Source organism: Serratia sp. CY44782, assembly GCF_052168715.1.
In the GTDB taxonomy this organism is placed as follows: domain Bacteria; phylum Pseudomonadota; class Gammaproteobacteria; order Enterobacterales; family Enterobacteriaceae; genus Serratia; species Serratia nevei.
Genome location: NZ_JBJNME010000003.1, coordinates 396,688 through 423,107 on the forward strand (window position 1 = coordinate 396,688; position 26,420 = coordinate 423,107).

25 protein-coding genes are annotated in these 26,420 nt (G+C 57.5%); 12 read left to right on the top strand and 13 right to left on the bottom strand.

Annotated elements, in window-relative coordinates:
- Window positions 1–316: 316 nt before the first annotated feature.
- Window positions 317–2,137: an exopolysaccharide biosynthesis protein gene (locus tag ACJ8HT_RS07860; protein ID WP_197652955.1), complete on the top strand. Its 1,821-nt coding sequence runs from the start codon at window positions 317–319 to the stop codon at window positions 2,135–2,137.
- Between the two features lie 131 nt (window positions 2,138–2,268).
- On the opposite strand, the gene cutC is transcribed toward ACJ8HT_RS07860, so the two are convergent.
- A complete protein-coding gene (cutC, locus tag ACJ8HT_RS07865; RefSeq protein WP_038877351.1) occupies window positions 2,269–3,027 on the bottom strand; it encodes a copper homeostasis protein CutC in 759 nt (252 codons plus the stop codon).
- A gap of 101 nt (window positions 3,028–3,128) precedes the next feature.
- Between cutC and ACJ8HT_RS07870 the strand changes: the two genes are divergently transcribed.
- The gene (locus ACJ8HT_RS07870; protein WP_197652956.1) at window positions 3,129–4,277 is read left to right on the top strand and encodes a MalY/PatB family protein; all 1,149 of its coding nucleotides are present in this window, start codon (window positions 3,129–3,131) and stop codon (window positions 4,275–4,277) included.
- Here ACJ8HT_RS07870 and ACJ8HT_RS07875 read toward each other — a convergent pair.
- A complete protein-coding gene (locus ACJ8HT_RS07875) occupies window positions 4,274–4,840 on the bottom strand; it encodes a VOC family protein (RefSeq protein WP_194572669.1) in 567 nt (188 codons plus the stop codon). The two genes, ACJ8HT_RS07870 and ACJ8HT_RS07875, sit on opposite strands and share 4 nt — an antisense overlap.
- Before the next feature lie 842 nt (window positions 4,841–5,682).
- Here ACJ8HT_RS07875 and argS point away from each other — a divergent pair.
- Window positions 5,683–7,413: an arginine--tRNA ligase gene (argS, locus tag ACJ8HT_RS07880; RefSeq protein ID WP_194572668.1), complete on the top strand. Its 1,731-nt coding sequence runs from the start codon at window positions 5,683–5,685 to the stop codon at window positions 7,411–7,413.
- A gap of 62 nt (window positions 7,414–7,475) precedes the next feature.
- Here argS and murJ read toward each other — a convergent pair whose 3' ends face one another.
- The 4 genes from murJ to rimJ all read right to left on the bottom strand — a co-directional run bounded on the left by murJ (window position 7,476) and on the right by rimJ (window position 11,269).
- Window positions 7,476–9,011: a murein biosynthesis integral membrane protein MurJ gene (murJ, locus tag ACJ8HT_RS07885; RefSeq protein WP_123895173.1), complete on the bottom strand. Its 1,536-nt coding sequence runs from the start codon at window positions 9,009–9,011 to the stop codon at window positions 7,476–7,478.
- A 106-nt stretch (window positions 9,012–9,117) separates the two neighbouring features.
- Window positions 9,118–10,038 (bottom strand): Gfo/Idh/MocA family protein, encoded by a 921-nt coding sequence (locus ACJ8HT_RS07890; protein WP_194572667.1) that lies wholly within the window; start codon window positions 10,036–10,038, stop codon window positions 9,118–9,120.
- The gene (locus ACJ8HT_RS07895; RefSeq protein WP_197652957.1) at window positions 10,031–10,675 is read right to left on the bottom strand and encodes a YceH family protein; all 645 of its coding nucleotides are present in this window, start codon (window positions 10,673–10,675) and stop codon (window positions 10,031–10,033) included. The genes ACJ8HT_RS07890 and ACJ8HT_RS07895 overlap by 8 nt, the downstream gene beginning before the upstream one ends.
- Window positions 10,676–10,684: 9 nt before the next feature.
- The gene (rimJ, locus tag ACJ8HT_RS07900; RefSeq protein ID WP_025159814.1) at window positions 10,685–11,269 is read right to left on the bottom strand and encodes a ribosomal protein S5-alanine N-acetyltransferase; all 585 of its coding nucleotides are present in this window, start codon (window positions 11,267–11,269) and stop codon (window positions 10,685–10,687) included.
- Between the two features lie 346 nt (window positions 11,270–11,615).
- Between rimJ and mdtH the strand changes: the two genes are divergently transcribed.
- The 5 genes from mdtH (at window position 11,616) to ACJ8HT_RS07925 (ending at window position 16,310) form a co-directional block, all read left to right on the top strand.
- Window positions 11,616–12,821, top strand: coding sequence for a multidrug efflux MFS transporter MdtH (gene mdtH, locus ACJ8HT_RS07905; protein WP_049202451.1), 1,206 nt, complete (start codon window positions 11,616–11,618; stop codon window positions 12,819–12,821).
- 72 nt (window positions 12,822–12,893) lie between these two features.
- On the top strand, window positions 12,894–13,142 hold the full coding sequence (locus ACJ8HT_RS07910; RefSeq protein WP_197652958.1) for a hypothetical protein: 249 nt from the start codon (window positions 12,894–12,896) through the stop codon (window positions 13,140–13,142).
- A gap of 127 nt (window positions 13,143–13,269) precedes the next feature.
- Window positions 13,270–13,917 carry a glutaredoxin 2 gene (gene grxB / locus ACJ8HT_RS07915; protein WP_194572666.1) on the top strand — a complete coding sequence of 216 codons (648 nt, stop codon included), beginning with the start codon at window positions 13,270–13,272 and terminating at the stop codon, window positions 13,915–13,917.
- A 36-nt stretch (window positions 13,918–13,953) separates the two neighbouring features.
- Window positions 13,954–15,594 carry an ABC1 kinase family protein gene (locus tag ACJ8HT_RS07920; RefSeq protein WP_197652959.1) on the top strand — a complete coding sequence of 547 codons (1,641 nt, stop codon included), beginning with the start codon at window positions 13,954–13,956 and terminating at the stop codon, window positions 15,592–15,594.
- 152 nt (window positions 15,595–15,746) lie between these two features.
- A complete protein-coding gene (locus ACJ8HT_RS07925; RefSeq protein ID WP_004927555.1) occupies window positions 15,747–16,310 on the top strand; it encodes a lipoprotein in 564 nt (187 codons plus the stop codon).
- Window positions 16,311–16,366: 56 nt separating this feature from the next.
- On the opposite strand, the gene yebF is transcribed toward ACJ8HT_RS07925, so the two are convergent.
- The 5 genes from yebF to cspE form a co-directional block, all read right to left on the bottom strand.
- On the bottom strand, window positions 16,367–16,726 hold the full coding sequence (gene yebF, locus ACJ8HT_RS07930) for a protein YebF (RefSeq protein ID WP_197652960.1): 360 nt from the start codon (window positions 16,724–16,726) through the stop codon (window positions 16,367–16,369).
- Between the two features lie 70 nt (window positions 16,727–16,796).
- A complete protein-coding gene (yqfB, locus tag ACJ8HT_RS07935; protein ID WP_004927562.1) occupies window positions 16,797–17,105 on the bottom strand; it encodes a N(4)-acetylcytidine aminohydrolase in 309 nt (102 codons plus the stop codon).
- A 39-nt stretch (window positions 17,106–17,144) separates the two neighbouring features.
- Window positions 17,145–17,468: a YebG family protein gene (locus ACJ8HT_RS07940; RefSeq protein ID WP_194572661.1), complete on the bottom strand. Its 324-nt coding sequence runs from the start codon at window positions 17,466–17,468 to the stop codon at window positions 17,145–17,147.
- Between the two features lie 88 nt (window positions 17,469–17,556).
- Window positions 17,557–18,939, bottom strand: coding sequence for an ATP-dependent RNA helicase DbpA (gene dbpA / locus ACJ8HT_RS07945; protein ID WP_049273854.1), 1,383 nt, complete (start codon window positions 18,937–18,939; stop codon window positions 17,557–17,559).
- 147 nt (window positions 18,940–19,086) lie between these two features.
- Window positions 19,087–19,296, bottom strand: a complete 210-nt coding sequence (cspE, locus tag ACJ8HT_RS07950) for a transcription antiterminator/RNA stability regulator CspE (RefSeq protein ID WP_004927572.1) — start codon at window positions 19,294–19,296, stop codon at window positions 19,087–19,089.
- Between the two features lie 246 nt (window positions 19,297–19,542).
- Here cspE and purT point away from each other — a divergent pair, with 246 nt between their 5' ends.
- The gene (gene purT / locus ACJ8HT_RS07955; RefSeq protein ID WP_197652961.1) at window positions 19,543–20,721 is read left to right on the top strand and encodes a formate-dependent phosphoribosylglycinamide formyltransferase; all 1,179 of its coding nucleotides are present in this window, start codon (window positions 19,543–19,545) and stop codon (window positions 20,719–20,721) included.
- A 34-nt stretch (window positions 20,722–20,755) separates the two neighbouring features.
- Here purT and ACJ8HT_RS07960 read toward each other — a convergent pair whose 3' ends face one another.
- Together ACJ8HT_RS07960 and ACJ8HT_RS07965 are read right to left on the bottom strand one after the other, a co-directional pair.
- Window positions 20,756–21,001 (bottom strand): YoaH family protein, encoded by a 246-nt coding sequence (locus ACJ8HT_RS07960; protein ID WP_197652962.1) that lies wholly within the window; start codon window positions 20,999–21,001, stop codon window positions 20,756–20,758.
- Between the two features lie 70 nt (window positions 21,002–21,071).
- On the bottom strand, window positions 21,072–22,073 hold the full coding sequence (locus tag ACJ8HT_RS07965) for a glycosyltransferase (RefSeq protein ID WP_060439767.1): 1,002 nt from the start codon (window positions 22,071–22,073) through the stop codon (window positions 21,072–21,074).
- A gap of 529 nt (window positions 22,074–22,602) precedes the next feature.
- Here ACJ8HT_RS07965 and pabB point away from each other — a divergent pair.
- From pabB to sdaA, 3 genes are all read left to right on the top strand, one after another.
- On the top strand, window positions 22,603–23,976 hold the full coding sequence (gene pabB, locus ACJ8HT_RS07970) for an aminodeoxychorismate synthase component 1 (protein ID WP_194572656.1): 1,374 nt from the start codon (window positions 22,603–22,605) through the stop codon (window positions 23,974–23,976).
- Window positions 23,973–24,551, top strand: coding sequence for a CoA pyrophosphatase (locus ACJ8HT_RS07975; protein ID WP_194572655.1), 579 nt, complete (start codon window positions 23,973–23,975; stop codon window positions 24,549–24,551). The genes pabB and ACJ8HT_RS07975 overlap by 4 nt, the downstream gene beginning before the upstream one ends.
- A 446-nt stretch (window positions 24,552–24,997) precedes the next feature.
- Window positions 24,998–26,362, top strand: coding sequence for an L-serine ammonia-lyase (gene sdaA / locus ACJ8HT_RS07980; protein ID WP_194572654.1), 1,365 nt, complete (start codon window positions 24,998–25,000; stop codon window positions 26,360–26,362).
- Window positions 26,363–26,420 lie beyond the last annotated feature (58 nt).

Genomic DNA, 26,420 nt, shown 5'->3' on the forward strand with positions numbered 1-26,420 from the left:
ACGCGCTGATGAGCGGCAGATTACAAAATCATTCACCACGCCAATGCATACCAAAAAATCATTTAATATTATGATATTTAAAGGATTTTAACTCACAAACTTATCAGCAGGGCATAGCGAGCGCAAGAAGATATGGGGCGCCGACCGAATAACAGCGTTGAAACGGTGCTGCGTCTTTACAAGGCACCAGGCCAACGCATGCTCCAATTGCCGCGGCCTGAACTTCACGCTGTATCAGCACCCAGCAAACCTCATCGACTTTTTGAAACGTCCAGCCTGATTGAGAATCGTGTTGCCAACCAACAGGAGAAATTTCATGAACAATATGATTAGTGTTAATAACATCAGTGAATTGCGTAATCTGACGCCAGTTACAGATGACCAGATTGTCTTTTTAGTTTCTCACACCCCCGGACATTTCGCCGGCGGCGGCGAATTCTATTATGCGAAAACGGATACAACCAGTGCGGACAATAACGGTACCGTGGTGGTTACAACGGGAGGAGCCCGCTGGAAACGACTGGATCAGAAACTGACTTTCGATCACTTCGGCGCCGATCCTAGTGGCACTTCCGCCTCTGACGCAGCAATCAGCGCGACATTAAACTATGCCGCGAGTTTAAAAAACAAAGTGGTCTATGCTTCGGAAAATGCCCAATATCTGCTGACCAGCACTCAACCTATCAACGTCGCTAATGGCGTCACAGTCAGAGGATCCCGCCGCGGTATTGCTCAAGGCCCTGCAAGTCTTACAAACAATGGCCCTAATCGGGCAGGCCTTGCGGACGATAGTGCTTTCATCATCAAAAAGCCGGCAGGTGCGGTTTGTTTCGCCTGCGATAAGAACGTTGTCTTTGATGGTTGGTCGTTCCTCTATCCAGATCAGAAATATACTGCCACCCAGCCGGAGGCGTTTATTCCATACGGAGCCACCATTACCGCAACCGGCGCTCTGTCAGTCGCCAACTGCCGTTATGTAGGCGCCTATGATTTTGTTGAAGCTCGTGGAGAAGCCAACAACTTTGAGAATATCTACGGTTGGGCAGTACGCTGCGACTACAGGGTTTATGAAAGCAGGGACATCAACAGATTTACCAATGTTCACGTCAATGCCAACGTCGTGCGCCCGACAGAAAACGCGGTGACTGCCTCTATCGCTGTAACCGGTTCTTGTGCTTTCAATCTCGATCGCCACGACAATACGTTTATGGTGAATGTGTTCTCTTATGGCAAAAAGATCTTTATTAAAACTACAACACAAGGAACCTCCTATTTAGGCGGCCTTAGCCTGAGCAATTTCATGGCAGACAGAAATGGTACCGGAATTGATATCGACTCGGATTCCTCCGCCAATATTCAAATCGCCAACGGTTCTTATATTAATGACTATGGTGATACCGTTGGGGGCTTCCTGGTATTAAGAAAGTCTACTGGCCAATCAAATATCACCCCAGTGCAAATCAGCAATGTTAACTTCGCTACCGCTAATGGACCGAAGGGTTCACTCTCTCCTCAGGCCGTTCGCTTCGAAGCGAACGGCGGGTATCAACTTTCATTCAGCAACACCGTCATGCCAATGTGGACGAACGGCAGTCTGAACAATGAAGCGGGTTACAACATTCTTAGAGGCACACTGAGCATTGCGCAACGCAGCTACCAGCTACATGCGGCTCCGCTAAATTGTTTGACGAACAGCAATATGATCGCCATCGGTGCTGACAAACAGCCTGTAGGCTGGTTTATTGACGGAAATCTGACGGCGGATAGCAATATCCTGACCGCCAATGGAGATAACCCGGCTTATAAAGGTTTAGGTCAACGTATTCATCGGAGCATGGGACTGAGAACATTCTGGGCCATCGCATCCTCTATCGGCGATCAATCTACCGCGCAAGCTTCGACTGGCATTTGGGCCCGCTCGTTCAACGATAACTATACCGACACTGTCGAGAGCAATGAAGCTATTCCCTGGATACGCATCGGCAACCTTTACTACGCGCGTTTTGTCATGAACAACAATCGCACTATCCACGATATCCTGGTCAATCCCGGAAATGGCAATAATGCGGTGCGCGTTTTAAACTGCGGCATTACTCCGGGCGAAGTCTTCAACTTCTCGCCCGATGCACAGCACTAATCATCCACAAAATAAAAAAAGCCCCGGCAAAACGCCGGGGCCTGGTACTTGCGTGATCGCCGAGGGCTCAGTGACACGCAAAGGGGTCTTACGGCCCGGAAACCGGCAGTCAAACACGGTTAGCTGCGTGTTTATGCGCTTTGCGCCAAGGGATCGACCAAGGCCAGCGCGTTTTTCATCGCCTCCACCATTTCGCCATCCACGCAATAATGGCTAAATTCGTCAAACTCGTTATCGGAACACATGGTGACGCCCGCCTTGCGGTAACGCATGGTCGATGGCACCAGATGGCCGGAAGAGCTGTGCAGTTCATGCAGACCGATGTCGACAAACTTGTGCAGATTGCTGAGGCGCACGCCGGCACCCGCCATGATCACCGGGCCGTGACTGGCCTGGCGCAAATCACGCAGCAACGGCAGACCCAGTTCGGCGCTCTGCTGTTGGCCGGAGGTCAGAATGCGCGCTACGCCCAGCTCGGTCAGTTGTTCCAACGCCACCATCGGGTTCTGGCACATGTCGAACGCGCGATGGAACGTCACCGCCATGCCCTCGCACAGCTTCATCACTTCGCGCATGCGCGGCAGATCGATGTGCCCTTCTTCGTCCAGCATGCCGACCACTACGCCGGGGAACCCCATCTCGCGGATCTGGCGGAGATCCTGTTTGATCACCTCGAAATCCACCGCGCCGTAGCAGAAATCACCGCCGCGAGGACGAACGATCGGATGCACCGGGATCGCAACCCGCTCGCGCGCCAGACGCAGCGTGCCATAGCTCGGCGTCAATCCCCCCTCGCTCTGGCTGGCGCACAACTCGATGCGATCGGCGCCTGCCCGTTCGGCCGTCAGCGCACAGTCGACGCTAAAGCAACAAACTTCCAGTTTTATCATTGTCACCCCCAGATAACGGCCAACATACGGCGGCAATTGTTCATTTCTTCATTTCTCACGTAGGCTCATGCTTAGGCATAAACCGGCTCAGGGTTGTAACTATGGCATTCAATTTTGATCAATGGGTAGACCGCAGTCACAGTGACAGCGTTAAGTGGGATAAATATCGCGACCGCGACATTATTCCGCTTTGGGTCGCCGACAGCGATTTCACCTCACCGCCGGCGGTGATCGAAGCCTTGCAGCGGCGCGCGGCGCACGGCGTATTCGGCTACACTCACCCATCCCCTGATCTTATTGAGGTTTTTACCCGCCGCATGGTAGAGCGCTACGGCTGGCACATCAAGCCTGAATGGATCATTTTCCTGCCTGGCCTGGTGTGCGGCTTGAACCTGTGCACGCGCGCCTGCACCGAAGCGCATCAGAGTACGCTGGCCCCTTCCCCTATTTATCCGCCGTTTCGCAAAGCGGCCAAGTTCGCCGGGCGTAAACACCTCTCGGTGCCGCTGACGGCTGTCGACCAACGTTGGGTTCTGGATTTTTCCGCGATACAAGGAACGCTCAGCGGCAACGAGCAGCTCCTGCTGCTATGCAACCCGCAGAATCCCGGAGGCACCGTTTATCGCCGAGAGGAACTGTTGCAACATCATCAGTTCGCCCGCGAGCACGGTTTAATCGTCTGTTCGGATGAAATCCACTGCGAGCTGCTGCTTGAACCCGGCGTGCGGCATATCCCTTTCGCCACCCTGAATGACGATGCGGCCCAACGCAGCGTGACGCTGATGTCGCCATCAAAGACGTTTAATCTCGCCGGGCTGGGCGCTTCAATGGCGATCGTCCCCAACGAAGCGCTGCGACAAAAACTGAAACGCGCACGCAGCGGCATCGTGCCGGAGGTCAATCTGCTGGCGCTGGTGGCGGCGCAGGCGGCTTATCAATACGGGCAGCCCTGGCTGGACGAGCAGCTGATTTATCTACGCGCCAACCGCGATCGGCTGATCGAGCGCATCAACGCCATGCCGGGGTTGACGGTTTTGCCAATCGAGGCCACCTACCTGGCGTGGATCGATTGCAGTGCTTTACCGGTGGACAACCCGCATCAGTTCTTTGAACGCGCGGGCGTAGGGTTAAGCGCCGGTTCGGATTTCGGCGACCGGCGCTTTGTGCGGCTTAACTTTGGTTGCCGGCGGGCCCTGCTCGATGAAGCGCTCGATCGTATGGCACAAGCCTGCGCGGCGCTGCATGCCTAACCTTGCTCGCTAGCGACGATGTCCCGAATGGAATAGGGATGAAACTTAATCGTCACCGTTCCATCGGTGATGGCCAGGGTTGGGTTTGGCAAGCGCTCGCTCTCGCCTTTTGGCGAGCTTTGCTTCAGTTTAATCCCCGGGGCCAACAGCGCTTCATCGGCGAGGTGGCTCAACGCCCGGGCGTGCAGCGTCTGCGGATCGCCGCCGAGCACTAACTCAACGTGTTCCCAGCCTTCGTGCGGATAGCGTTTCTCCCCGGGATACGGCAGCTCGACGCAGTCTATCTGCCACGGCCCCACGGCCAGCGGCTGCGACAAATCGAACAGACAGATAGGTCGCCCGTTGATCATCGACTCGGACAGCAGTGTCCCACACTGCATCAGCCCCTGGCGCCAGCGTTCGGCAGTGGTGTTCTGATGACAGCGCAGAGAGATGTGATCGGCGGTAAACGCGGCCAGATCAAGCCGCAATTTGGCGGCAAATTGATGCAATGCCTGCTCGAAACGCGGCAGGTCGAGCACCAGGTCGTCCAGCTCGGCAATGGCCTGCAATGGGGTGGTCATAGAAACCTCAAAACAACGGTACGCATGTGAAACGCCGTAATTTACACGGTGGCGACGGTACTCGCCAGGGTTACGAGGCTTTTCAGCGGCAGTGCAGAATGATTTTCGACTGCGGACATAGAGAATAAAAAACCAACAATCTATTAAGACGACCGCTTATAAAACAAAGAAAAAAATAAAAAATAAGATTTTTCGCAGTGCATTATACCCTTTTACCATGACGTTATGATTTAAGTTATTTTGCACAAAACCATACATTGCCAACAGGTCAAACTGATTGAATAGTTGGGTTTACCCAGCACTTTTCCGCTCATCAAAGCCGCAGAAAACACAACAATTAACTCATTGTATAAAAACAAAAATAGAACAAATCAATTGATGAAAAACTAAGGATTATCTTAATTCACCCTCAGGCAATTGATTCACCAAGACAACTCAGCTACTTTGGAGAAAATTTAAATTCGAGATGATCATTATGTTATTGCTGACGATATCTTTGGTGTTGATAATTATCGCCGTATACGCCATCTACCGTCATTTTAAATCGCGCAGCACCAATACGCTGGACGCCAGACGTCACAATAAAAAACGTTAGCCTCCTAACTCTCTCCGCCCTACCTTCTCTTTCGGCCACTCGATATTTCACCTTACTGCATCCTGCGCGCCGCATCCGACAATGTTTCATCGCTGCGGCCGCGCCAACTGCTGACGGACTCCGTCAGATCGGTTACAATTGCGGGCTGTTTTGTGGTGGTCGCCGCGCCCATCGTGCGCCTGCGCCCACCACCGTTAAATCCCACAGGGGTTGGCTTCAGCCCCTCGTTCGTCATTAAGGTAACCCGGTGAATATTCAGGTTCTTCTTTCAGATAAAGTCAGCCAGGCGCTGATCGCCGCTGGCGCGCCAGCCGATTGCGAAGCGCAGGTACGCCCATCCGCCAAGGCGCAGTTTGGTGATTACCAGGCCAACGGCGTGATGTCCGTCGCCAAAAAACTGGGCATGCCGCCCCGTCAGCTGGCGGAAAAAGTGGTGCAACTGCTGGATCTCGGCGACGTCGCCGGTAAAGTGGAAATCGCCGGCCCCGGCTTTATCAACATTTTCCTGAACAGCGACTGGGTCGCGCGCCAGGCCGACTTGGTGCTGAATGCACCGAAACTGGGCATCGCGCCGGTTGAGCCGCAAACCATCGTTATCGATTACTCCGCGCCGAACGTGGCGAAAGAGATGCACGTCGGCCACCTGCGCTCCACGATTATCGGCGACGCCGCGGCACGTACCCAGGAGTTTCTGGGCCATAAAGTGATCCGCGCCAACCACGTCGGCGACTGGGGCACCCAGTTCGGCATGCTGATTGCCTACCTGGAAAAAATGCAGAATGAAAACGCCAGTGACATGGGCCTGTCCGATCTGGAACAGTTCTACCGCGAAGCCAAGAAGCATTACGACGAGGATGCAGAGTTCGCCGAGCGCGCACGTGCTTACGTCGTTAAGCTTCAGGGCGGCGATCAGTACTGCCTGAAAATGTGGCGCAAGCTGGTCGACATCACCATGGCGCAAAACCAGCTGACCTATAACCGCCTGAACGTCACGCTGACCGAAGACGACGTGATGGGCGAAAGCCTGTATAACGCGATGCTGCCGGGCATCGTCTCCGATCTGAAAGCCAAAGGGCTGGCGGTGGAAAGCGAAGGCGCCACCGTGGTGTTCCTCGACGAATACCAGAACAAGGATGGCGACCCGATGGGCGTCATCATCCAGAAAAAGGATGGCGGCTACCTCTATACCACTACCGACATTGCCTGCGCCAAGTATCGCTATGAAACCCTGGGCGCCAACCGCGTCCTGTATTACATCGACTCCCGCCAGCATCAGCACCTGATGCAGGCCTGGACCATCGTGCGCAAGGCCGGTTACGTGCCGGAGTCCGTCTCGCTGGAACATCACATGTTCGGCATGATGCTGGGCAAAGACGGCAAGCCGTTCAAAACCCGCTCGGGCGGTACGGTGAAGCTCTCCGATCTGCTGGATGAGGCCATCGAACGCGCTGAACAGCTGATCGCCGGCAAAAACCCGGACATGCCGGAAGACGAAATGAAAACCGTGGCCCGCGTGGTCGGCATCGGCGCGGTGAAATACGCCGATCTGTCGAAAAGCCGCACCACCGACTACGTCTTCGACTGGGATAACATGCTGGCCTTCGAAGGCAATACCGCGCCTTATATGCAATACGCCTATACCCGTGTGGCATCGGTATTCAAACGCGCCGGCATCGACGAAACCAGCCTGACGCTGCCGCTGACGCTGACCGAAGAACGTGAAATTGCGCTGGCCACCCGCCTACTGCAGTTTGAAGAGGTGCTCACCACCGTCGCGCGTGAAGGCACGCCTCACGTCATGTGCAGCTACCTGTACGATCTGGCCGGCCTGTTCTCCGGTTTCTACGAGCACTGCCAGATCCTGAACGCCGACAGCGAAGAAACGCGTCAGAGCCGCCTGAAACTGGCGCTGCTGACCTCGAAAACGCTGAAAACCGGTCTGGATACGCTGGGCATCGAAACCGTCGAACGCATGTAAACTGCGCCATCCAGAAAGCAAAAAGGTCGCCCAGGCGACCTTTTTTTATGCTTTCATTCGGCTTAGGCGACGCGGCGCGCAAAATCGCGCGGGCGGAAGCCCAACCCGGCCAGTACGCCGAAGTACGCCACCACGCCAGCCACCACCACCGCAGCCAAGCGCAGCAAACGCTCTAGCATATTGCCCTGATCCCAGGCCGGCATCAGCCACATCGCGCCAATCAACACCGCCGACATCACCAACACGGCGATCACCAGCTTAGTGAGGAACAGCGCCCACCCCGGCTGCGGCTGGAAAATCTTCTGCTTGCGCAACTGCCAATACAGCAGCGAGGCATTCAGACAAGCCGCCAAACCGATCGACAGCGCCAGGCCGGCATGTTTCAGCGGGCCAATAAACGCCAGGTTCATCACCTGCGTCATGATCAGCGTGATGATGGCGATCTTGACCGGCGTTTTGATGTCCTGCCGCGAATAGAAGCCCGGCGCCAGCACTTTAACCACGATCAGCCCCATCAGCCCTACCGAGTAAGCTACCAACGCACGCTGCGTCATCGCCGCGTCAAAAGCGCTGAACTTGCCGTACTGGAACAGTGAAACGGTCAGCGGCTTGGCCAAAATGCCGAGCGCGATGGCGCTCGGCAGCGCCAGCAGGAAGCACAGACGCAACCCCCAATCCATCAGGCGCGAATACTCGTCGTGGTTGCCGCTCGAGAAGCTTTTGGCCAGCGACGGCAGCAGGATTGTGCCCAAGGCCACGCCCAGCACGCCGGAAGGAAACTCCATCAGGCGGTCGGCGTAGTACATCCAGGACACCGAGCCGGACACCAGGAACGAAGCGAAAATGGTGTTGATGATCAGCGAGATTTGGCTGACCGACACCCCGAGGATCGCCGGCCCCATCTGGCGCATCACGCGCCAGACCCCGGCATCGCCCAGCTTGAGGCGCGGCAGCACCAGCATGCCGATCTTGCGCAGGTGCGGCAACTGATAACCCAGCTGCAACACGCCACCCACCACGACCGCCCAGGCCAGCGCCAGCACCGGCGGGTTGAAATACGGGGCGGCGAACAGCGCGAAGCCGATCATGCTGACGTTAAGCAGCGTTGGCGCAAAGGCCGGGATCGAGAAGCGGTTCCAGGTATTGAGAATGGCCCCCACCAGCGACGCCAGTGAGATCAACAGAATATAGGGGAATGTAATGCGCAGCAGCGCCGACGTCAGGGCAAACTTGTCGGGCGTATCGGTAAAGCCCGGCGCGGTGAGATAGATAACCCAGGGCGCGGCCAGCATCCCCAGCACCGTTACCACCGCCAACACCAGCGTCAGCAGCCCGGAGACATAGGCAATAAAGGTGCGTGTCGCCTCTTCCCCCTGCTGGCTCTTGTATTCGGCCAGGATCGGCACGAAGGCCTGCGAAAATGCCCCCTCGGCAAAAATACGGCGTAACAGATTTGGAAGTTTGAACGCCACGAAGAAGGCGTCCGTTGCCATGCCGGCCCCGAACACGCGCGCGACGATCGCATCGCGGGCAAAGCCCAACACCCGCGAAAACATCGTCATCGAGCTGACGGCAGCCAAGGATTTGAGTAGGTTCATGTGGTTGTCTGATAGGTACCGTAAATATCAACGCCTGCAACAGCAGGCGTCAGTGAAACAATCGGCTCAGTTTACGCATCCGGAAAAGAATAGCTACCGCCATATGTTACATAGAGTTATCCCGCAGCAAGCGTTCGACCACCCGCTGGGCGACCAGCGCCTGTTCGCCGCCGGTTTCCGGCGCACTATGATTGGCGACGGCGCTGAGGAAATGCCGCACCGCCCCGTCGAAGCCGCGTTGCACCAGCGTGCTTTGCCAGCCCGGCACCGGCTGTTCCAACTCGCCCTGCGCATCTTCACGCCGCCAGTGACGCATGTCGGTCAACTGATACAGCGCGCCGTCGGTCACCGCCTGCACGCTTTCGCGCTGGCTGCCGCCCCGGCGATGCATACTGGTCGTCACCTGCGTGTCGCCGCAGGCGAAATGATGCTCGGCGTACAGCATTTCACCGGCGACGTTGGCCTGCAAACAGCCGCTCAGCAGTTGTTCGCGCCCGCCAGCCAGCCACAGCGCGGTGTCCACCACGTGCAGATAGTCATCCAACAGGGTAAAACGCAGATCGTGCGGGCCGACGCTGTCCGTCCGATGCTTGTCCATGCGAATGGAAGCCGGCTGGTTCATTTGCTGTTTGAGCTGCCGGTATAGCGGCGCAAAGCGGCGGTTGAACCCCACCATCAGCGTTTTGCCTCGCCGCTCGGCCAACTCGAGCAACTGCTCGCCCTGCTCCAGCGTTTCCGCCAGCGGCTTATCGACGTAAACGTGCACGCCGCGATTCAGCAGCTCGCCTATCACGGAAAAATGGCTGGCGGTGCTGCTGTGGACAAAGACCGCATCGCACTGTTCGGCCAGGCTGTCCAGACGGGAAAAACAGGCCATGCGGTAGCTGTCACACAACGGCTGCGCTTTTTGCTGATTGGGCGAAAAACCGCCCACCAGCGTCCAGTCCGCCGCCTGGCCGAGGATTGGCAGGTAAGCCTTCTGTGCAATACTGCCCAATCCCACCACGCCCACACGCAATTTAGTCATTCGCTTCCCTCGCCAACAAATGTTGCACCAGCCGTTTCAATTCCGATACTTCGTTTTCCAATGCGCTGACCCTGGCGCTCAGGTCGCCGTCGTCCTCAGACTCAAGCGCCGCCGGCGCCTCATCAATCGGGCCGCTGAACAGATGCATGAAGCGGCTTTCACGCTTGCCCGGCTCACGCGCCAGGCGCACCACGAACGGGCCATCTTCGCGCGTAGCCAGCTGCTGCAGCACCTGTTCGACCTCGCTGACATCGTTGAACTCGTGCATCCGGTTGGTGCGGGTGCGCAGCTCGCCCGGCGTTTGCGCGCCGCGCAGCAATAAGGTGGCGATCACCGCCAGTTCGGCGGGCGAGAGTTTCAGTTGGCCGAACTCGGAGTTGCAAAACCGCTGTTCGTACTTGACGACACGGTTGCCGAACCCGCTGAGGGTGCGCAGGAAATGTTTGCGCAGCAACAGATCGAGCAGTTGCTGCACTTCACTTTCGCTCAGATCCATGACCGGCTCGCGGTTGGTTTTTTGGTTGCACGCCAGGGTAATGGCGTTAAGCGAAAGCGGGTATTGGTCCGGGGTCGTGACCTGTTTTTCCAACAGGCAGCCGATGACCCGCGCCTCTTTGGCGTTCAATTCATATTTCATCGTTTGGCCTCAACGTGGGGGTAACCACTCTTTATTGGTGTATGCCGTCAAAACGTGGTCTTGCCACTTGCCGTCGATCAGCAGGTAATCCTTGGCGTAACCTTCGCGTTCGAATCCCAGACGCGTCAGCAGTGCGCCGCTGCGTTGGTTGTGCGGCATATAGTTGGCCATGATGCGGTGCATGCGCTGTTGGCGCAGCATATAGCGGATAGCGGACTGCAGGGCTTCGAACATCAGCCCTTGCCCCTGCCATTTCTCCCCCAGCGAATAGCCGAGGAAACAGGCGTGAAACGAACCGCGCAGCACGTTGCTGAAGTTCGCCACACCGCGCACTTCCTGTTCTTCCGGATCGAGCAGGATAAAATAGTAGGCGCTGCCCTGCTTTTGCATTTCGGTGATCATACCCAGGCGCGCCTGCCAGCCGGAAGGATAACAGTGGCTTTCGTCGCGCACCGGCTCCCAGGGTTTGAGAAAGGTCCGGTTCTCGGCATAATAATCCGCCAGGCGATAGGCATCCCGTTCATGCACTAAACGGACCACCATCCGGTCGGTTGTAAGACGTACTTTTGGCGATGCAGAGCGGTAGCCGAACATCATTTCCCCCGCAGTCAAAACGGTTCGATAAGAAGTATTTATTAGGAAGCCGAGCGGATCATTATCCTGTGTCGATCTTTTGCCATGGTTTTATTTTGCCAATAGCGCCGCAGCACTGCGCTTCCCTGCATTCAATATAACCGTAGCCCGCCCCCGAGGTAAAATCCCGGCCGCTCAGTAAATCGCCGAATACGCGTTTTACTGCGTTTTTCCGCCAATTTTGCAGCTCAGGTAACACCTTGACGATAAAAAAATATTATCTATGCCGCCCCTGTCGCCGTACGGGAATTGGGTAGAGAATGGAACGGCTGTCTCCCCCTTCTTTCTTAATTGCTCATGGTGAAGCATGTCTCTGGTTTCGCAAGCGCGCAGCTTGGGTAAATATTTTCTGTTGCTCGACAACCTGCTGGTGGTGTTAGGCTTCTTTGTCGTTTTTCCGCTTATTTCTATCCGCTTCGTCGATCAGTTGGGATGGGCCGCGCTGATCGTCGGCATCGCGCTTGGCCTGCGCCAGCTGTTGCAACAAGGGCTCGGCATCTTTGGCGGCGCCATCGCCGATCGCTTCGGCGCCAAGCCGATGATCGTCACCGGCATGCTGCTGCGCGCCGCCGGTTTCGCCACCATGGCAATGGCCGACGAGCCCTGGATCCTGTGGTTTTCCTGCGCGCTTTCCGCCCTCGGCGGCACCTTATTCGATCCGCCGCGCACCGCTTTGGTGATCAAACTGACCCGTCCGCACGAGCGCGGCCGCTTTTTCTCGCTGCTGATGATGCAGGACAGCGCCGGCGCAGTGGTCGGCGCGCTGATCGGCAGTTGGCTGCTGCAGTACGATTTCCATTTTGTCTGTTGGGTCGGGGCGGCGATCTTCGTGCTGGCTGCCGGCTGGAACGCCTGGTTACTGCCGGCTTATCGCATCTCCACCGTGCGCGTGCCGATGAAAGAAGGTATGTTGCGGGTCCTGCGCGATCGCCGCTTCCTCACCTATGTCCTGACGCTGACCGGTTACTACATGCTGGCGGTACAGGTGATGCTGATGATGCCAATCGTGGTCAACGAAATCGCCGGCTCACCGGCGGCGGTCAAATGGATGTACGCGATAGAAGCGGCGCTGTCGTTATCGCTGCTCTATCCGTTGGCGCGTTGGGGTGAAAAACACTTCCGGCTTGAGCAGCGCCTGATGGCGGGCCTATTGCTGATGACGCTCAGCCTGCTGCCAATCGGCCTCGCCACCAGCCTGCAGGGAGTATTCACGCTGATCTGCTGCTTCTATCTGGGGTCAATCATCGCCGAGCCGGCGCGCGAAACGCTGAGCGCTTCGCTGGCCGATCCGCGTGCACGCGGCAGCTACATGGGCTTCAGTCGTCTCGGTCTGGCGCTGGGCGGCGCGTTGGGCTATACCGGCGGCGGCTGGATGTACGATACCGGACGGGCGATAAATATGCCTGAGCTGCCCTGGTTGCTGCTCGGGGCCGTCGGTTTTGCCACGCTGCTGGCCCTGTACTGGCAGTTCAGCCCGCGGCGCAGCGCCTCGATGATGCTGCGCCGCGGTTAACGCCATAGAAATCCGGCCGAATCGGCAGCAGCTGCTATCCTGTTAGTAAAAACCCCACAGGAGCCCGTCGGCATGATTGAAGAAGCGAAGTTACCGCAACTGCTCGAACATATGATACTGAACCTGCGCATGATTTATGCGCGTTCTACCCTGGTGGAAAAAGCGCTGGCCCATATCATCGCCAGCGACAGCGAGCTGAAAAGCGACATCATCAAACAGCTGCAGGTCGTCTCCGCCGCCAACGAGCGCGATCAGGTCGACCTGGAACAGGCCCGCATTCACCTGATCGATGTGCTCAATTCGGTTCCGGCCAAGAAATAACGCCCCTCGCCCGCGCCTGTTGCGCGGGTAATGTCGCAATAACGCACCATCCAACACACGCGCTTCAAGACAGCCTCGGTAAGCTGTGGTAACTATTGCTGTTAAAACCTGACAACCCGGAGCAAGCATGAAACTGTTCATTTACGATCATTGCCCCTTCTGCGTTAAAGCCCGCATGATTTTCGGCCTGAAGCGCCAGCCGATTCGGCTGGTCACCTTGCTCAACGACGACGAAACGACCCCATTCAACCTGATTGGCACAAAAATGGTGCCAATCCTGATCAAAGACGACGGCGAAGCGATGCCGGAAAGCCTGGATATCGTGCGCTATGTCGATAGCCTGGACGGCAAGCCGGTGCTGACCGGCAGCACCAACCCGGCCATTGCCGAGTGGCTGCAGCGGGTCGGCAGCTACAGCGCCAAATTGCTGCTGCCGCGTATTGCGCATGCCGATTTCGAAGAGTTCGCCACCGACAGCGCCCGCCGTTACTTTATCGATAAAAAGCAGGCGTCGATCGGTAATTTTGCCGACCATCTCGCCAACAGTGCCGATCTGATCGCCGAACTGGAAGCCGACTTGCAAACGCTATCACCGCTGATCGTCTCCGCCGACGCGGTAAACGGCGAGCTGTCCGAGGACGATATTCACCTGTTCCCGATGTTGCGCTCGTTGTCGATCGTCGCTGGGGTTGCGCTGCCGGACAACGTGGAAGCCTACCGCAACCGCATGGCGCAGCGCAGCGAGGTGCCGTTGCTGCTGGATATGGAACAATAGCCTCCAAGAAGTGACAAATAAGGATATGGCGTACTGATGCTGAAAATGGTGATCGCCACCGCTCGCGATCGGGCGCGGCTGAAGGAAATAACCTCCGTTCTGATCCGTTACGGTCTGCAAGACGTTCTGCGCCTGCTGGGCCTGGGGACCTTGCTACGCGGCGTCCGCGGCGAATCCGCCCCGCAGGATGCACAAACCCTGCCGGAGCGACTGCGCGAAGCGCTTGAGGCGTTGGGCCCCACCTTCGTCAAATTTGGTCAGATCCTGGCCACGCGCTCTGATCTCCTGGATCCGGCCTGGACCGACGAACTGGATCGCCTGCACAGCCAGGCGACGGTGTTGCCATGGGAAACGCTGGCGCCGCAAATTATCGCCGACTTGGGCGGCGAACCCGAGCAGCGGTTTGCCGAGTTCGATCGCGCGCCGCTGGCCGCGGCGTCGATGGCGCAAATCTACCGCGCGCGCTTGCACAGCGGTGAACAGGTGGTGGTAAAAGTGCTGCGGCCTGGTCTGGCGAAAACCATCCACGCCGATCTGCGGTTGCTGGCCTCGCTGGCGGAGACCGTGGAGAAGCAGAGCCCTGCGCTGGCGCGCTATCGGCCGCGGCAGATGGTCAGAGCGTTGGCCACGGCGCTCAATCACGAGCTGGATTTGACCCACGAAGGCCATAACTGCGACCGCGTGGCCGGGATGTTCGCACGTCAACCCGACGTGGTGGTGCCGAAAATCTATTGGCAATACTCTTCTCCTCGCCTGTTAGTGCAGGAATACTTGCCCGGCACCGCGCCGGAAAGCCCTGAGCAACTGGCGGCAGCGGGCTTTGATGGCCCACTGCTGGCGCAACGCGGCGCTCGCGCCTTTATGAGCATGGTGCTGGAGCATCGGCTGTATCACGCCGATCCGCACCCTGGCAACGTCATGGCGCTGAGCGGTGACCGCGTCGGTTTTATCGACTTCGGCATGGTTGGCCAGCTGTCCGAGCGGCGGCGCAACCAGTTGCTCCTGCTGCTGCAGGCCATCGCCGATCGCCAGTCCGAAGGCATCGTCAACACGTTGATCGCCTGGTCGGACAGCGAACCGTTGGACCTGATGGATCTGGAGCTGGCGGCGCAAAACTTTCTCGACAAGCAGGCCGCCACCACCCTGACGCTGGGTAAAGCCTTGACCGACCTGCTGGTGATGGCGCGCGAACACCAGTTGGCGCTACCGCCCGATCTGGTGCTGCTGTTCAAGGCATTAATCACCGCCGACGGCGTGCTGCATCGGTTGGATCCGGCCTTCGACATAGTGGCCACGCTCAAACCGATATTGCAACAAACGGTGCTGCAGCGCTACGCCCCCGACGCCGTGCGCCAGCGGCTGTTGGCCCTGGGCGGGGAAGCGCTCGATGCCGGAGAAGAACTGCCGCAAACCCTGCGGCTGTTGGTGCGCCGCCTAAAACGCGGGCGGCTTAATGCCGACATCAGCGTCAGTAATCTCGGCCAGTTGAGCAAAGCGCTGGAGCGCGCCGCCGTCACCCTGGCCATCGCCATCGTCACCGCCGCTTTTGCCCTGGGGCTGGCGCCTTATCTGATGCATTCGTCGCTGCGGCTGTGGGGCATTCCGCTGTTCCCGCTGTTGGGGGGCGCAGCCTGCCTGGCCGGCGTGATTCTCTTGGCGCTGCGGCTGCGGCGCTGACGCTTTCGGCGTTATCCGATAGGTCTCGCCCACTTTTGCGAGCACTATCCTCTGCACATCGCCGCCTGCCGTTTTCACGCGCGGGCGGAACGTTTATAATGATTAATCAATTATCTGCAGCACTTTTCGCCAGCAGTCGCAATGAGGCATTAATGAAGAAGATCCTGATGGGCGCAGCCGCCCTGCTGTTCGCCGGCGTATTGGCCGGTTGCAATCAACTGACCCAATACACCCTGAGCGAGCAGGAAGTGAATGATTACCTGCAGAAACACAACGACTATCAGAAACAGATTGGCGTGCCCGGCCTGGTGGACGCCAACATCGTGCTGACTCAACTGCAAAGCCAGATCGGCCGCAGCGAGCCGGGTAAAGTTACCCTATCCGGCGACGCCAAGGTCAACATCACGTCGATTCTCGGCCCGCAGGCGGCGGATTTGAAGCTGACGCTGAAAGCGCAGCCGGTTTACGACCGTGCGCAGGGCGCCATTTACCTGAAGGATATGGAGTTGACAGATTACAGCGTGCAGCCGGAAAAAATGCAGACGGTGATGAAAGCGCTGACGCCATACCTGAACCAGTCGCTGAAGTCCTACTTCGACCAAAAGCCAGCTTATGTGCTGAATCCTGACAACAGCAAAACCGAAGCGCTGGCGAAAAAACTGGCGAAGGGATTGGAAGTGAAACCGGGTGAGTTGGTGATCCCGTTTAGCGACTGATCTCGCCTTGATGCATCAAGCCCGCCGCCCGGCGGGCTTTTCATTGCGGGAAAGTATTACTGCGGCGCGCTGTAGGCAATCTCGCCGGTGTTGCAGTTGAGCGTCACGTTGTAGGTTTTATCCATCTTGGTACCCCGCACCGTCAGCGGCACTTGCCACACCTGGTCTTTGCCGGTGATGGCATCCGGGCTGACCCAGGCGATTGGGGTTGCGGTGCCCAGCAGCTTTTTGTCCGCCTCCCAGCGCGTGATGCGGTTCTGCAAGAAATCACGCTTGACCTGAGCGGCAATATCCGCCGGCTGCAGACCGGCACACTGCCCCACCTTGGCGGTGCGTTGCTCTTGATCCTGCGCCCACACCATAGTCGATGCTCCCATCATGGCCAACAAGGCGACAGCCAAACCCGTTTTTTTCATATGTCCTCCCGTTGTGATTAGCGCTATCCGGGCGCCCATCCCTGGCTCACAACAGGGTTTCGGCAAAGAGTTACCGTTTGACGAACTCGATGACAAACAGCGCATCCAGGCCCGGATAGATTTCCTTGATCACCTGCTTCAGCTCGCCCAGCGACATGTTCTCCTGCTGTGCGTGGCGTTCGGTCAGCGCATCCAGGCGCACCGGCGTTACCGACAGCACTTCGATAAAGCAGAAAAATACGCCGTCTTCATTGCGGCTTACGCGCAGTACCTCGCCCGGTTCGAAGTGCGACTCACTGGCATCCCGAATGGTGATGGTTTTGCGCCCGGCCAGAATGTCTTGCTCAAAGCGGCTGAAGAAAGTTATTTCACGGCTCATTTTAGATCCTTTTTCATCACAACACCGCAACATAAGCCATTATGCCGCTTGCTTTTCTGACGCAGATCCCTCTTTTGAGTTAGACGCTGCCTTTTTTGCTTTCGCTTCCGTCGGTTTCTTGCCGGTTTCCGCCGGTGATGCGCCGCGCAGAATCAGACCCAGCGCGTCCTTATTCTCTGCCAGGAAGAAGCTCAGCCCTTCGCGCTGTTCGTCATCCAGGTTCAGCGGCGCCTGTTGCAGCCACTCTCCGAGGTTATCCGCCAAATCCAGCATTTTGTCGTAGGCGTCGGCTTCTTTCTTGCTCGCGAAAGTCATTTTTTCCTCACCGTTTCTCACCACCACATATTTAACTTCAACCGCCATGCGTGCGTCCTCAAATACTCAAATAACTGTAATTATATACAGTATAAATAGATAATGGCGGGAAGGCAAACCGCCGCCCGCCTTCGGCTTATTTCAGCAGCCGCACCTTGCAGCTTTTGCCTTTGATTTTGCCCTGTTGCAGCTGCTGCAGCGCCTTGCGCGCGCTGGCTTTACGGATCGCGACGTAGGCATGCACCGGGAACATGTCGATCTTGCCCACTTCCGCCGCCGTCAGCCCGGCATCGCCGGTCAGCGCGCCAAGGATATCGCCGGGGCGGATCTTCGCCTTACGGCCGCCGTCGATGCATAGCGTCACCATCTCCGCCTCAAGCGAACCATTAGCGGCCCCGCTCAGTTCGGACACCGGCGCCCAGTCGATGGTCAGCTGCAGGTAGTCTTCAATCGCGTGCGCCCGCGCCATTTCCTGCGGCGTGCACAGGCTGATCGCCAGCCCGCTCATGCCGGCGCGGCCGGTACGACCGATACGGTGTACATGCACTTCGGGATCGAACGCCAGTTCGTAGTTAACCACCAGCTCCAGTTCTTTGATGTCCAGCCCACGAGCGGCGACGTCGGTTGCCACCAACACTCGGCAACTGCGGTTGGCGAAACGCACCAACACCTGATCGCGGTCGCGCTGCTCGAGATCGCCATGCAGCGCCAGTGCGCTGATGCCGCGGGCCTCCAGGGCCTCAAGCACCGTTTGGCAATCGCGTTTGGTATTGCAGAACACCACGCAGGACGCGGGTTGATGATAACGAATGGCCGATACCAACAGCGCCGGGCGTTGATCGCGCGTGGTTTCATAGAAGCGTTGTTCGATGGCGGTCTGCGCCTCGTCATCGTCCACTTCGACACTCAGCGGCTGGCGCTGAACGCGATCGCTGATGCGTTCGATGCCCGTCGGGTAGGTGGCGGAAAACAGCAGCGTCTGACGCTGCGGCGGCGTGTAGCTGATCACATCGTCGATGTCGTCGGCGAAGCCCATGTCCAGCATACGGTCGGCTTCATCCAGCACCAGCACCTTCAGCTCGTCCAGCAGCAGCGTTTTCTTGCGCAGATGCTCCTGGATGCGGCCCGGCGTTCCCACCACGATATGCGGCGCGTGCACCAGCGAATCGAGCTGTGGCCCCATAGGTTGGCCGCCGCACAGCGTCAGGATTTTGATGTTCTGCGTGAAGCGCGCCAGACGACGCAGTTCTTTGCTCACCTGATCGGCCAGCTCGCGGGTGGGACAGAGTACCAGCGCCTGCGTGGCAACCTGAGCAACGACGATGTTATTCAGCAAACCAATGCCGAACGCCGCCGTTTTACCGCTACCGGTTTTCGCCTTGGCGCGCACGTCTCGCCCTTGCAGGATGGCGGGTAACGCGGCGGCCTGCACCGGTGTCATTTTGGCGTACCCCAATTCGTTGAGGTTGGCCAACTGTTCGGCTGGCAGAGGCAGGGAAGAAAAAGAAACTGTGCTCACGGCGATAACTCTTATATGACGAATGGAATGGCGGCGCGCCCGCAGGCTGGCGCCGAATCAGCGGTAAATGATAACAGAGATGGGCGACGTTACGGGCAGCGGGCATAAAAAAACCCGCCGGCGGCGGGTTTCTTGGCGGCTCAGTCGTTAAATAGCAACGACGTTGGCTGCGGCTGGGCCACGTTGGCTGTCCTGGATGGAGAACTCAACCTGCTGACCTTCCGCCAGGGTCTTGAAACCATCGCTAACGATAGCGGAAAAATGAACGAAAACGTCTTTAGAGCCGTCGGCAGGCGTGATGAAGCCGAAACCTTTGCTTTCGTTGAACCATTTAACGTGACCAGTGATCTTGCTCATTTGTGTTTCCTTTACTTGATAAACCTGCCTTGACGGCACGAGACGCGAAAACCTTGCGATATATAGGCCTTCTTTCGCCGTCGGTTATTAACGCATAATCGCCCATGCAGGGCAAATATTTCTGCCTGTTATAAAAACAGTAAGTTAGCAACAAACTTGGCGCGACGGCTGTGCACGCAATCGTTTTCGTATATACTGCCCGCCGATCATCAATCCGCTTATTTTCACCGATCCAGGTACGAAACTATGTTAACGATTGGAACTGCCCTGCGCCCTTCCGCCACCCGCGTTATGTTGCTCGGCTCCGGGGAGCTGGGTAAAGAAGTCGCCATTGAATGCCAACGCCTCGGTTTGGAAGTGATCGCCGTCGATCGCTACGCCGATGCCCCCGCCATGCATGTGGCACACCGCAGCCACGTCATCAATATGCTGGACGGCGAGGCGCTGAAAGCCGTTATCGAACAAGAGCAGCCGGACTATATCGTTCCCGAAATCGAAGCAATCGCCACCGCCATGCTGGTTGAACTTGAACGTCTGGGCCACCGCGTGGTGCCCTGCGCCGAAGCCACACGCCTGACGATGAACCGTGAAGGCATCCGCCGTCTGGCGGCGGAAGAACTCGGCCTGCCTACCTCCAGCTACCGCTTTGCCGACAGCGAAGCGACTTTCCGACAGGCAGTCGAGCACATCGGCTACCCGTGCATCGTCAAACCGGTGATGAGCTCTTCCGGCAAGGGGCAAAGCCTGATCCGCACGCCTGAACAACTGCAAAGCGCTTGGGATTACGCCCAACAGGGCGGCCGCGCTGGCGGCGGCCGGGTGATCGTCGAAGGGCTGGTAAGATTCGATTTTGAAATTACGTTGCTGACCATCAGCGCCGTGGACGGCGTGCACTTCTGCGAGCCGATCGGCCATCGTCAGGAGGATGGGGACTATCGCGAATCCTGGCAGCCGCAACTGATGTCGGCGACGGCGCTGAGCCGGGCCCAGGCTATCGCGGAGAAAGTGGTGAAAGCCCTGGGCGGTTTCGGCCTGTTCGGCGTGGAGCTGTTTGTCTGTGGCGACGAAGTGATCTTCAGCGAAGTGTCGCCACGCCCGCATGATACCGGCATGGTCACGTTGATTTCACAGGATCTGTCCGAGTTCGCCCTGCACGTTCGTGCTTTTCTCGGTTTGCCGATCGGCGCTATCCGCCAGTTCGGCCCTTCCGCTTCAGCAGTGATCCTGCCACAGCTCTCCAGCACCGATGTACGCTTCAGCGGGCTGGAAAACGCGCTGCGCGGGCACAACCAGCTGCGCCTGTTCGGCAAACCGGAGATCGCCGGGCAACGTCGTCTGGGCGTAGCGCTGGCGACGGCGGACACGACGGAACAGGCGGTGGAGCTAGCGAAACAAGCCGCTGCCGCGGTGGCGGTCAACGGCTAAAACTGACGGGGCCGCTTGCGCGGCCCCGATAACATCAATAGTCTTCGTCTTCTTCAGCATCGTCATCCCGCGGCGCCTCTGGTGCGGCATCATGCTGCTCGTCTTCGTCATCGTCATCGAACAGTACCGCAACCTGAGCGCCCTGATGCTTCTCACGAATTTCCTGCGCAACGCGAGCAATGGCTTCACCGCTGCTCATGCCCTGCTCCATCAGTTGATGGATGCGATCCGCCGCTTCCTGCTGCTCCGCGTGACTCAGTAATGGCATACCTGCATGCATGTGTCGTTCTCTCCGGCAAAAGGGAGAAGGAGTATACGCGCTAACGCGACGGATCCCAACGTCTTGTGCCTCAGGCCACTTGCGAGCAGCCGTTATCGCTGCGCCACTGCTTCAGGCGATGCCGCCACAGCATGACATGCCACCCCTGCTTCACGCCGCGCGCGTTGGCGAACATTGCTCTGTCGATGCCGCGCTGATAAAACTCTTCGGTAATCTGATTCTGGGCGACCGGATCCGGCTCACGGCGAATGCTGTGGCAAATGCCCAACGCTTCACGGGTGATTTGCCAATGAAAAGCCGGACGAATGGCAATGCTGCTTGCATAGCGCAGATTGAGCCGCTCCAGCATTTCGACGATTTTCATATAGTGGCGTTGATAATCCACGTTTGCTTTGCCGGTGCGGCGACGATTGCTGATCGACTTGTCGTGTACCCGTTGACGGTACAGCGGCGTACTTAAATATTTGACCCGTTGGGCATTAAACATGACCTCGGTCGTCCAGGGAATATCCTGATGATGTAATCCCGGTTCAAAATAAAGCCGATGCCGGCGGATAAAATCGAGGCGATATATTGCCAACCATACAACGTGAATAAATTTTCTCGATTTCAATGCACGTTCGAACCACTGTACGCCGGTGATAACGTCGGTGGTCTGTAAACGTGCCTCGGGAAAAATCGGCTGTAATTCGTCTTCACTGGCGAAATAGCGCTCGCCATTGCATTGCATCACGTCTAATTGGTGGAGCTCCGCCTGCTCCAGCAGCGTGGAATACATGTTCGGCGCCAGCAGATCGTCGGCATCGGGAAACGCCACGTATTTTCCCCGGGCCACGGCGAGCCCGGCATTACGCGCGTTAGAAACGCCGGCGTTGGCCTGATCGATGACCCGAATATGCGGATGCGCCGCCGCGTAACGGTGCGCGGTCTCTCCTGAACCGTCGGTAGAACCATCGTTGACGATGATCACCTCCAGGCGTTGTTCGCGTTGGGCCAGCAACGAAGCCAGGAAAGGCTCTAATAATTCTCCCGCATTGTGCATCGGGACGATGACGCTCAGCATTAACGACATAGGCAGCTCTTCAATGATAATGTAACAAAATAATAATTTTATTTTTTATAAAATAGTCAGTCTATTCAGTGTTCGACCGGGAAAATAAAACTTGGTGTTCAGATTTACACAGCAAGTTAAATAAGATTTATCTTGTATTATCTTTTCATGCTTTCAACAGGAAAACAGTGGCTAATATGGCACCCATTTCACCGGCCAGTCAGCGTGAAAAAACACAGACAAAACTATCCCGCGCCACCCCGATAATAACGATGGGTAACAATAAATTTATGAAACTAACGAATCGTTTTTATATTTCTCGGGTCTTGCGCCCTCGATGAATGAGACATCCAGTTCATTTTGACGTTAAATTTTTAACATATCGAAGTATAATGAATGGCGCAAAAAATGCCTTATTTCAGGTTTATTGAAGTGCCGTTTATGTGAAGTGTGCTGCATGTCTCGCATGGCGAAACATGCATGCCGTGACCGTCTATGGCACACTAACGGCCAGACAACGCCGTCTTTACAGCCAGGTTTTTTGACGTTCATGAGCGTAACCGCCCCAAACATAAAGTTTTTGCCCTATAGCCGCCGTGCTCTGATGACGCTTTTCGCCCCGCTTTCAGCGCATCCCTGGGCGATGTTGCTGCATTCTGGATTTGCCGAGCATTCGCATAATCGCTTCGATATTCTGGTCGCACAGCCGCGCACGACGCTCACCACTCGAGGTGCCGGTACGGAAATTGAAAGTGACGGCGTCACTACTTATTCGATGGAAGATCCGTTTTCCCTGCTGCAGCAACAGTTGGCGGCGCAAAACTGGCAGCCGGCCTTTAACCCGGATCTGCCGTTTCAGGGCGGAGCCCTGGGGCTGTTCGGCTACGATCTTGGGCGCCGGGTGGAAACCTTGCCGCAGTTGGCCGAAGCCGACCTCGCGTTGCCGGACATGGCGGTGGGCATTTATGACTGGGCATTGATCGCCGACCACCAGCTGCAAACCCTGACGTTGCTCAGCTATGGCGATGTGGAGCAGCGCTGGCGCTGGCTCAATAGCCAAACCGCACCGACAGAGCGCCCTTTCACGCTGCTGAGCGACTGGCGTGCCAATATGAGCCGCCAACAATACGGCGAAAAGTTCCAACGTATTCAGCACTACCTGCGTAGCGGCGACTGTTACCAGATTAATCTGGCACAGCGATTCTCCGCCGACTATCAGGGGGATGAATGGCAGGCGTTTTGCCGATTGAGCGCCTGCAACCGCGCGCCGTTCTCCGCCTTCCTGCGGTTGCCGCACAACAGCGTGCTGAGCGTCTCTCCCGAGCGCTTCTTGTGGCTGGAGCAACAGCGTATCCAAACACGCCCGATCAAGGGCACGTTGCCGCGGCTGGCTGACACAGAACAAGACGCCGCACAGGCTCGCCGTTTGGCCGACTCGCCTAAAGATCGCGCTGAAAATCTGATGATCGTCGATCTTCTGCGCAACGATATTGGCCGCGTCGCCCAGCCCGGCAGCGTACGGGTGCCGGAACTGTTCGTCGTGGAGCCGTTCCCGGCGGTGCATCACCTGGTGAGCACCATTACCGCCACCCTGCCGGAACCGGCCTCGGCCACCGAGCTGCTACGCGCCTGCTTCCCCGGCGGTTCGATCACCGGCGCGCCCAAGGTGCGGGCGATGGAAATCATCGAAGAGCTGGAGCCGCAGCGTCGCAACGCCTATTGCGGCAGCATCGGTTACCTGAGCGCCTGCGGCACCATGGACACCAACATCACCATCCGCACGCTCGTCACCGAAAACGGCCGCATCCACTGCTCCGCCGGCGGCGGCATCGTGGCAGACAGCCAGGAACAGGCGGAATACCAGGAGACCTTCGACAAGGTTGGCCGTATTCTGCCGCAGCTTGGGGAGTACTCCCTGTCGTGATCCCATCGAATTCGTCGGCCTCACTGCACGCCTTTATCAGCCGTTTTCAACTGCAGCTGCCGCAGGCGGCGCAGATTTCACACAATGTGCGCCCGGCGGCGGTGCTGATCCCGATCGTTTGCCGCGCCGAGCCGACGCTGCTGTTGACCCGCCGTGCCGATTCGCTGCGTAAACATGCCGGCCAGGTGGCCTTCCCCGGCGGGAAAACCGATGCCGAAGACGGCTCGGCGATCGTCACTGCGCTGCGGGAAGCGCAGGAAGAAGTGGCGATACCGCCGCACGTGGTTACCGTGCTCGGCCAAATGGCGCCGCTCGACAGCAGCACCGGATTTCAGGTCACGCCCATCGTCGGCCTCATCCCGCCGGACGTGCAGTTCCACGCCAACGAGGGCGAAGTGGCGGACGTGTTCGAGATGCCCCTGCGGGAAGCGTTGACCCTGTCACGTTACTACCCGCTGGATATCCATCGCGCCGGCCATACGCACCGCATTTACCTCTCCTGGTACCACGGCCAGTTTATCTGGGGGCTGACCGCGGCCATCATTCGACGCCTGGCTCAGCAGGTCAGTATTTAATCCGCATTGCGTGATCTGACTCGCAATCTGGCATGGCCGTCAACGTCCGCTGCAGGTAAAGCGATCGAAATCACTTCATTTGATCGCTTTTTCGACTACCGTTCCGGTTGAATGGTTTTAAAAAAACTGTAAACCCTCTCTTAAACCTTACGAAATACCTGTAAAATACCACCGTCCGAGATAAACCACTGTAGAAACAGGGATTAAGCCGGCGGCGTTCAGCACGGAAAGCTGGCGCGATTACCGTTAATGGAGCTTGGGCGAAAGCGGATACCCCGCTTAAGGGTTCGCCCCGGGTAATCAGCAAAAAAAGCGACACCACGGATTATTTAATTTCATGCGAAAAAGGCAGCCGAACCCGCACGGCCCTTTTACAATATCGCTGTTCCCTGCGCGGTTTTTAACCGCCGCAGCCATAACAATACGTCTCTTTAAGGAGTTTTAGCGTGATTAGCGTTTTCGACATGTTTAAGATCGGCATCGGCCCGTCCAGCTCTCATACGGTTGGACCGATGAAAGCCGGCAAACAGTTTGTCGACGATCTGGTAAATAAAGGCCTGATGCCTTCTATCACGCGTGTTGCCGTAGACGTTTACGGCTCACTCTCATTGACCGGCAAAGGTCACCATACCGATATCGCCATCATTCTCGGCCTGGCCGGCAATATGCCGGACACCGTCGATATCGATAGCATTCCGGGTTTTATTCGCGATGTAGAACAACGTCAACGCCTGATGCTGGCCAACGGCCTGCATGAAGTCGATTTCCCGCGCGACGGCGGCATGGTCTTCCGCAGCGACAACCTGCCGCTGCATGAGAACGGCATGCAGATCCACGCCTTCGCCGGCGATAAAGAAGTGTACAGCAAGACCTATTACTCTATCGGCGGCGGTTTCATCGTCGACGAAGAGAACTTCGGCAAGGCCGGCGAGCAAGAGCTGAAAATGCCTTATCCGTTCAACTCCGCGCGCGAAATGCTCGATCACTGCCGCGAGACCGGGCTGTCGCTGTCCGGCATGGTGATGCAGAACGAACTGGCGCTGCACAGCAAGCAAGAGATCGAGACCTACTTCGGCAACGTCTGGCAAACCATGCGCGCCTGTATCGATCGCGGTCTGAACACCGAAGGCGTGCTGCCGGGGCCGCTGCGCGTGCCGCGTCGTGCCTCCGCGCTGCGCCGCATGCTGGTAGCGTCGGACAAACTTTCCAGCGATCCGATGAACGTGATCGACTGGGTCAACATGTTCGCGCTGGCGGTGAACGAAGAAAACGCCGCCGGCGGCCGCGTGGTTACCGCGCCGACCAACGGCGCCTGCGGCATCGTGCCCGCGGTGCTGGCTTACTACGATCACTTCATCGAATCCGTCAGCCCGGATATCTATATCCGCTACTTTATGGCGGCAGGCGCCATCGGCGCGCTGTACAAGATGAACGCTTCCATTTCCGGCGCCGAAGTCGGCTGCCAGGGTGAAGTCGGCGTGGCCTGCTCCATGGCGGCGGCCGGTCTGGCCGAGCTGCTCGGCGGCAGCCCTGAACAGGTGTGCGTGGCGGCGGAGATCGGCATGGAACACAACCTGGGGCTGACCTGCGACCCGGTTGCCGGCCAGGTACAAGTGCCGTGCATCGAGCGCAACGCCATCGCTTCGGTCAAGGCGATCAACGCCGCCCGCATGGCCCTGCGCCGCACCAGCGAGCCGCGCGTTTCGCTGGATAAGGTGATCGAGACCATGTACGAAACCGGCAAAGACATGAACGCCAAGTACCGCGAAACGTCACGCGGCGGCCTGGCGATCAAGGTGCAATGCGACTGACAGACAACCCCGCCGCCCGGCGGGGTTTTTTATGGGTAATCAATTCATTGACCGCTTT